At 34.9% G+C, this 8,000-nt stretch carries 9 protein-coding genes; 4 read left to right on the top strand and 5 right to left on the bottom strand.

The window, feature by feature from the left end; translation table 11 throughout:
* A partial coding sequence (locus tag HVN35_11050; protein ID NYB53078.1) for a peptidoglycan-binding protein occupies nucleotides 1-412 on the top strand: 412 nt, incomplete at its 5' end.
* Between the two features lie 327 nt (nucleotides 413-739).
* Nucleotides 740-1,177, top strand: coding sequence for a hypothetical protein (locus tag HVN35_11045; GenBank protein NYB53077.1), 438 nt, complete (start codon nucleotides 740-742; stop codon nucleotides 1,175-1,177).
* 146 nt (nucleotides 1,178-1,323) lie between these two features.
* On the opposite strand, the gene HVN35_11040 is transcribed toward HVN35_11045, so the two are convergent.
* Nucleotides 1,324-1,866 carry a hypothetical protein gene (locus HVN35_11040; protein NYB53076.1) on the bottom strand — a complete coding sequence of 181 codons (543 nt, stop codon included), beginning with the start codon at nucleotides 1,864-1,866 and terminating at the stop codon, nucleotides 1,324-1,326.
* A 288-nt stretch (nucleotides 1,867-2,154) separates the two neighbouring features.
* Here HVN35_11040 and HVN35_11035 point away from each other — a divergent pair, with 288 nt between their 5' ends.
* Nucleotides 2,155-2,667: a HEPN domain-containing protein gene (locus tag HVN35_11035; GenBank protein NYB53075.1), complete on the top strand. Its 513-nt coding sequence runs from the start codon at nucleotides 2,155-2,157 to the stop codon at nucleotides 2,665-2,667.
* Between the two features lie 194 nt (nucleotides 2,668-2,861).
* Here the strand turns inward: HVN35_11035 and HVN35_11030 are convergent, their stop codons facing one another.
* Together HVN35_11030 and HVN35_11025 are read right to left on the bottom strand one after the other, a co-directional pair.
* The gene (locus HVN35_11030; GenBank protein ID NYB53074.1) at nucleotides 2,862-3,074 is read right to left on the bottom strand and encodes a hypothetical protein; all 213 of its coding nucleotides are present in this window, start codon (nucleotides 3,072-3,074) and stop codon (nucleotides 2,862-2,864) included.
* A 257-nt stretch (nucleotides 3,075-3,331) separates the two neighbouring features.
* On the bottom strand, nucleotides 3,332-3,985 hold the full coding sequence (locus HVN35_11025; GenBank protein ID NYB53073.1) for a zinc ribbon domain-containing protein: 654 nt from the start codon (nucleotides 3,983-3,985) through the stop codon (nucleotides 3,332-3,334).
* Between the two features lie 260 nt (nucleotides 3,986-4,245).
* Here HVN35_11025 and HVN35_11020 point away from each other — a divergent pair, with 260 nt between their 5' ends.
* On the top strand, nucleotides 4,246-5,706 hold the full coding sequence (locus tag HVN35_11020; GenBank protein ID NYB53072.1) for an ATP-binding protein: 1,461 nt from the start codon (nucleotides 4,246-4,248) through the stop codon (nucleotides 5,704-5,706).
* Between the two features lie 173 nt (nucleotides 5,707-5,879).
* On the opposite strand, the gene HVN35_11015 is transcribed toward HVN35_11020, so the two are convergent.
* Together HVN35_11015 and HVN35_11010 are read right to left on the bottom strand one after the other, a co-directional pair.
* Nucleotides 5,880-6,539, bottom strand: a complete 660-nt coding sequence (locus tag HVN35_11015; GenBank protein ID NYB53071.1) for a DUF998 domain-containing protein — start codon at nucleotides 6,537-6,539, stop codon at nucleotides 5,880-5,882.
* 136 nt (nucleotides 6,540-6,675) lie between these two features.
* Nucleotides 6,676-7,359 (bottom strand): hypothetical protein, encoded by a 684-nt coding sequence (locus HVN35_11010; GenBank protein NYB53070.1) that lies wholly within the window; start codon nucleotides 7,357-7,359, stop codon nucleotides 6,676-6,678.
* Between the last annotated feature and the right edge of the window lie 641 nt (nucleotides 7,360-8,000).

Here is an 8,000-nt window from a genome sequence, read left to right as displayed (position 1 = left end):
AGCCATGGAAAACTGGGACAAATACGTGGCTCAGGTCCAGGCTGCAGCCGGTGAAAAAAGTACCAGCGAATCCAGTTACAGTTCAAGCAAATCAACCCAAACATCATCAAAAAAATCCTACGCAACTGCCGTCCGAAGCTACACCAAAACTTACTATTCTAGCAGCCGATATGGTTCTCTGGGTATAGGGGACTGCTGGGATAACAGTGCAGCACTATATAATCAGTTAACATCTTCAGGTACCAAAGCTAGGATAGTGCAGTACGCAAACCGTTATGTATCCAACCACCGCTCTGTTGAAGTGTGGAATGGAAACAGCTGGGTTGACTACGACTACTCTGGCTACGGATGGAGATACCAACCAACTGCACACAGTGAAGCTACTTCAATCGTAATCGCTAGTAACTACTAATTATACAAAAAATTCAACAGTTCCATGCGAGAACTGTTGAAAAAAACCTTTTTTTAGATATCTTTTTAAGATATTTAATTGATCTTCCTTTGGTCTATATCAATTTTGTTAAATTCTTTTTTCGTGAATTTTATTAATGATTAGATAAGGATAATTGTTAATTAACCCTATAAACTGGATGAAAAAAGATTTATGCTAAGTAAGTTTAACAATATTTTAATGTAAAAATCATTAAAGTTTGATATTATTACTTAATATTGATTGTGAGGGATTCAAACGAGATTTTTTCAATTATTGGTGATATTTATTACCGTATGTTTGGTATCTGTGAGTGGGTGCATTGAACTTATTGGCACTGCAGATCCAATGGAAAAAACCAGTACCGGGGGAAACTTTGAGAATGAATGGGTTAAGTTTCAGTACCCTCCTGAAATGGTAGTTCTCGATAATTCTAACAGTACTGAATGCAAACTGGAAATCTACAACAGTTCTAATACAAGTATAGAGAACCTTGCAGGGGAAATATTTTACTATAAAAGTAACCGAACAGTTATAAGTTCCACATTTTATAAGGGAAAAAAGGTTACTATTGCAGATAAAACTGGTTTGAAAATTGAAGATGGACTTCAGGTGTGCTGTTATGTTTTCTTAACTGCAGGGGATATAGATGTTCCCACCATGATCTTAACATTTGATGCCCAGAGGTATAGAGATGCCTACCAGAAAATAGCTGATTCAATGGTTATAAAGAAAATCTCAAGTTAAAGTGAATAGCTAATTTTTTATGATTCTTCATTGGAGAAATTTTATTCATAAATACTATCTATTCATTAGCTTTAATCCACCTCTATTTCAGTTAAATACAATGGAAATATCTTATATTAAAAGAATAAAATTAGAAAAGAATAAAATTAGTTTCCAGGTGCATGGAAACTATTGAGGATATGATCAATATCCTTCTGTAAATTTTTCATTGAATCTCCTGTTACAAAGGAAATAATGTAAATATAATCCCCTTTACTAAACAGGATCAACTTAACTTCACCAAATTTTCCTCTTTCAGGACCTCCCATTTCATCAATGTCCAGAACAGTGGCAGTTGCACCATCTACTGTGCGATTGGTTTCATTGACAATTTTACCAGTTTTAACGTATATATCGTTATTTTTTACCTGATCCAGGGATGTTCCATTAGCTGAGATCTTACGAATGGTTACAACAGAATGAGCAGTGGAATTAGTGCCATTTTTCTCTCCTTGAATCAAAGTACCAGCTGTACGTTCTTGGAATGCCCATCCGTCTGGATAATTAAATGAAATCTCTTTACCATCCGCATCAGCACTGGTAAAATGGGTTCCAGAGGTCATTATATTGTAAATCAATACCAGGATTACAATTAGTAAAATACCGGATAATATAATAATTTTTTTATTGAGATTAAACTTCCTATTCAAACCAAACACCTCAAATACAAGTCCATGGCCATATATTGACAACTGATAATAAAAACATGTACCATAAACTGGGCACAAATTTAATTAGGATATAATATAGATACAATAATTAGCAAAATATTATCCATTAAAGGAATTCATTGATGACCATAAACAATGCATTATAGAAAACATTTAATATTAACTTTTTACAGTAGTTTATATATAGAAAAAATGTTACAAAATGATTTGAATACCTTAATGAATTATTTGAGGCAATATTTTGGCATTAAAATAATGGTGATTTAATTGGACAAGATTGATGATCTCTATTATCAGGGATATCTAAAAAAAATTGAACCTTCTCCATTAAAAAGCAAACTATCACTTAAAGAAGCTAAAATATGGTTAAAAGAGGCAGAGGAAACTTATATCCATGGTTTCAAACGTTCAACCAGAATTTGCACCTTTTATGCATTTTATCATGCTGCCAGGGCTGTTACACTTAGAGATGGTGTTAGTGAAGAAAGTTACCATTACCTGATAGATTACCTTGAAACATACTGCGAAAAGGGTATTTTTAAAAAAGAGTGTTTGGATATCTTACATTGGATTTTTGATTTGCATTATCAGGATGAACACCATTTTCAGTGCATTAGGAGTCCCCAGGACTTGGAACAGGGTATCAGGTACTGTCATGAATTTATTGGGAATATTGAAGTTCTGCTAGAAAAAACTGGAAAACTTCCCAAAACAATTCTTAAAAATTCTTTACGGGTACAAGAAGAAGATAAATTTGAAGATAAAGTGGATCATTATTGATTAGCAAAAATAAAGCTCAAAATATCTTATTTTAATTTATTGCACCTCTTGAATCCTTCGTGAAATTTTAAAAGAGCTGGGCACATAAAGAGATATAATACCTCTTAAAATGAAGATTGAAGATTAAATTAATAAAGATCTATTAAAAAACATTCTTAACATTCTTGGTGAATTTTAATAAATTAACAATTGATTTATTTTTTAAATTCTTCACTGGCATATTTTTTCTTTAAATCAAGGACATCAGTGTAGATTTCTAACCAAATCATATCCATGGAATCCTTTGATGGATTATTGTTTAGTGATTCTATTTTCTTTTCAATTGCATCTATTTCAAGGTTGTGCATTAATTCGGAATATTTTTTTTGAACTCTTTCCGTGTCCTTTTTTAGATATTCATCAACCATTTCAATAACTCCTAAAAAATGACTGATTTAATAGATTTTTAATTTCATGAGATATATATAAATTATATGTATTTAGGGGGAATGTAAAGTTAATGGGTGTTGGACTTATCATTAAAACTGAAATTCGTTTTTTATGGATTTTTCACCAAATAAAGACAATTTAAGGCAAAAACTGTCTGTAAATATCGATCAACCACCAATAATTTAAGGCCACAAAAAAATAATTTAAATAAAATGAATCCAGAAGTGATGGAATTTTAGGGAAGTTCTGTTTTGTGTTCCAGGTGCCCACCACATTCACATTCATCGGAAAAGTCTTCTGGTGATTCTCCATTTTGAAGTTCGTAGTAACCACCGCATTTATCACAAACCAAAAAGTTTCGATTCTTTTTTGCGGGTTTGATAGTGTTTTTTGAACTTTTATTGGATGATTTATCCAAAAAACTACCTAAATCTTTCATCAATCCTTTACCTGTTTTTTCCACATCCTTCATCAGTCCCATACCGGTTTCTTTAAGTTCTTCCATTGGGTCATCTTTTCTAGTGGTCTGTGTTGTTGGAGGGGTGTTGGTTATTTTGGTACCAGTGTAGATCTTAGTGCCAGATGGGGTGGATGATGGTTTGTATTCATAAATATTGGTACCACATTCTGTGCAGAATCGAGTACCGGGTTTAAGTGTGGCATTACATTTAGGACAATTAGTTATGGGTTCAATTTTAGTTCCACAATAAGTACAGAATTTATTTTCTGCTTTCAACTCTGCACCACACTGAGGACAATTAACCCTGCCTTCAGGAATATTATTTACTTTTAAACCCTCCTCCACAGGTTTTCCACATTCTTTACAGAATTTGGAACCTTTTTGAATTTCAGCATTACATGAACTGCATATTAAAGGTGAACCTTCCATTTCACTAACCCCTAAAAAATTTTTTTATTAAGTCTTTGCTATATCTTTACTTTATTATCTCTGCTTTATGATTAAAAGATTATGGTAGCTATCTTGTGATTTAATTTTTAGTATAAAGTATATTTAATCAGTTCACTCAATCATTATTATAGAGAATTATGGTGAATGGGCTTATTGTTAATTAGAAATCGCAGCAAGGGCATTGAAATCTATGTAAAGTATAAACTTTACAAAGGAACTTTAAAAAGGGGTTTTTTGTCATGGGTCAATTTTTAACAACTGGTTTGCGTGTTCCAACTGATAAAAGGTTTTTAGATATGGTACGGGTATATATCCGTAAATTAGCTTATATAGCTGGTTTATCAGATCTAGAGGTGCGACGTCTGGAACTAGCTGCGGAAGAGGCTTTTATGAACACTCTGGAGCATGCCTATCCTGATGGGAGTCTGGGTGATATTTTCATAAAAGCAGAAATAAGTGAAACAGAGCTTACCCTGTCCATCCGGGATGAAGGACTTCCTTTTGACAAATCTCCTGAAAGTTACCCTCCACCTGAATTTGCGGTTGAATCCCCAGAGCAGGGCTTGGGTTTTCGTTTAATCCGCAGTGCAGTTGATGAAGCTCATTTCGAAAATCTGGGTCGTAAGGGTAAAGTTTTGCGTATGGTTAAACGTTTATCTCGTTCATTTGAATCAGAACAGGATGTTATAAGTAGAACAGCAGAACTGGCACCAGATCAAAATTATGTTATTAGACCTATGGAGCCTGAAGAGGCTATACAAGTAGCACAACTCTTCTGGGCAGCATACGGATATTCCTATAAGAATGAAGATTTTTACCGTCCTGAAGGACTATTACACCTTATAGGTACTGGTAGGGTGATAAGTTATGTTGCTGTTGCTGAAAATGGTGATGTGGTAGGACATGGAGGCTTGCTTAGCCACGGCCCTGTCCCGATGGCCGAAGAAGCTCTTTTAGTGGTTGATCCAGCTCACCGCAGTCGTGGGATAATGGAAATGATACATAGTGCCCTGCAGGAGAAGGCTGTAAATATGCAGCTTAAGGGAGTTTCAGTGGATCCGGTTACCAGTCATATTATCAGTCAGAGGAAAATTATACAGTTGGGTGGGAGGCCCTGTGGTATTGATCTTGCAGCATGCCCTCCCCGTGTTTTTAAAGGTCTGGCCAATGAAGATGAAAACCCACAAAGAGAATCTTACCTGCATTGTTTTAATTATCTTACCACCCCATCACCCATCAAGATATATGTACCTGAATATCACCAGGCCATGATATCAAAAATATATGAAAACATGGGCCAGGTTCACACCTTTGGCAAGCCTTCACCTGGGAAGTTAGAGGGAGACTTCCAGGTTAATTATGATAAAACACTCCTTAAAGGTGAAATAAAGGTATTAAAATCTAACGAGCACCAATGGCTTGAAATTATCCGAGTGGCTGATGATTTGGCAGAATTTGCTGGTGCAGAGGTTGTGGTTATTGACCTACCAGTGAGTCAGCCAGCTTCTATTTTACTGGCTGAACTGGCTGAAGATAGTGGATTCTTTTTCGGAGGAATAAGGCCACAAGAGGCTTATGATGGGGATTATTTTCGGCTGCAAAGACTTCACGTTCCCTTGGATATTAGTAGGCTGACTATATATTCAGATTTAGGTAATGAGCTTCTGAAATACGTTGATCAGAGTATGAAAAGAGCCTGAGCATATATTTTGGTATATGGATATTATTTAAGTTTAAAAACCATTTTTTTTGTCTGGTCACTATCAATATATTTCCTGATTTAATTCAAGAATTTTAATTTAGAATTTTTTTTTGTTCAGGTAAACGAAGGAAATTTTTTGATTCAACCACAAATAAATCAGAATTATTCAAATTAGAAGTATCCTTCTGTGAATCTAATTCGCACCCAATCCTGACCCCGACATGTGAGATACCCTCCCAAGCCTGCAAAATACAAAAGAAGTGGATAGGCAACGAAACGTTCAGTGCCTCCCACTCCCAGATAATTAATAATTAAATTGTTCATTCCAAAGACTAAACTGAAAATAATGATACTGAGGCCTATTAAACCAGTTATCATGGATATTATTATCATGGGAATGTTCAATCCCAGACGATAAGAGAATATCACAGCCAGGCATCCGAAGAGTAAGGTGATGAAGGCGAAAAATGTATGAGCTCCTCCTGCATAGGAGGGGAATATCCCGATACCCACCAGCCCCATGGCAGATATGGTAAGGCATGATGAGAAGAGTCGGCAACCCCCACTTTCAAGAATTAAATATACACTTAAGAGGCTTAAAATTCCCAGTAAGATTATGCTGGTGTTGAAGATAGTTGCTGATGGTTCAACAGATGGTAAAGTGCCTCCAAGGGAGCTTAAGGTATTGTTTGCAATGTTATAATCAGGATACTGAGTTTCTGCCAGATTAACTGCCATAAAAAACTGGATCACAGCAACAAGTAAGATGATCCCTGCGGCCTTATAATAATCCTTTTCTGGATGAAATAAACTTCCTCTTTGAATTTTCATAAAATATTCCCTTATGATTGTGATGTAATCTTTTTTTTTATAATTAGATCATTATTTCTTCAATCAATTAAATTATCCTGTTTATATTTCGTTTGAAAAAATAGCAAAAATTCAAAGAGATTTATGAGAAATTCCATTACTCGCTATCAACTGATGGTTTTAATTTTTTCAATTCCTCCAGGGCAGTCTTGTAAGCGCCTTCTGTTATTTTACCATCATCGAGAAATGACTTCAGCTCGAAGGAAATGTTTTTGACGGTGATCCGGTCTCCTTTATTGCGCAGGTGAGCATAGGCCATAAGTATTATGGAGTCTTCCTGTGCCAGATCATAAATAGTTTTAGGTTCAGTTTTTTTCACCTCAGTCTTAACCACAGCATGGGTAACCTTTAAATTAACAGTTTTTGCATCCTCATCTGCTGGTTTTACAGCTTCCACAGTGACACTGGAGAGATTATGATTAATAGTATTTCTGAACCGGTTAAAATTCACTGAATAGTTCTCCTGCCAGTTAAGAGGTGTTCTGTTAACCTCATGGTTTAAACTGTCAATGAAAGTGTAAAACACACCTCCTTTTTCACCGTAAATATTGTCAGTTTCCGGATAATAGGGGGTGGTTAATTCACAAACCCATTTGCTGTGACTTTTATGATCGGTTATAATGATGAAGAATTCTGCAACTTCTCTTTTTCCCATGGGTACTTTTTTAAATTCGCCAACAACAATTTCTCCCGTTATTTCATCTCCAGGGATGAGTTCATTTAAGAATTTAGTGGCATAATCCTTCATCTGTGCATTGTCACTTAAACCAAAATCCAGCATTCCTGTAACCCCCTTCAATCATAAAAATCATTCAATTAAAATTCAATTTAAATATATGTATGAACTGGTCTATTAAGAATTATGGGATCACTGTATATCGAATGTTTGCAGCCATCACCATCATTTTATAATGGTTTCTTGCCTCTCATAACATAAAAGAGCAGGTTACTGGAGTGATGCTGACAACCAGTACCAGTAAAGATACTCTGCACCCAATATACCAGATAATATGTTCGAGTGAATATGAAAACCAGGAAAAAAATTAGAAAATCATTCCTTTTTGTCCACAGCCCTATTAATCATTTTCTATATCTTAGAAGGAACCATATAAATCATAGGGATTGTAAATATTAGAAAAGACCAGTGCCAAAGAAACAATCAATACAGTAACCGTCTCCACCCATATGGTCAACACAGTAGCATCTGTTGCAGATTATGCAATTATCCAGACCTGGGTTTTCACAAAAATCACATTGTTCACACATTTTATCCCCCATGGAAAAACCTATTGGCATCCTATTTGTTATTTAAGTATGTTATTTTATTTAGAACTCAGACCATCTGAATATTATAAACAGAGATCATATTTGATTATCTTATTTTTAAAGCATTTATTTATTTTAGTCCTGAAAACTTTTTTT

The organism is Methanobacteriaceae archaeon (assembly GCA_013403005.1).
Lineage (GTDB): Archaea > Methanobacteriota > Methanobacteria > Methanobacteriales > Methanobacteriaceae > Methanobacterium.
Note: the sequence above shows the minus strand (reverse complement) of the source record. Positions and strands in the feature narration are given on the sequence as shown.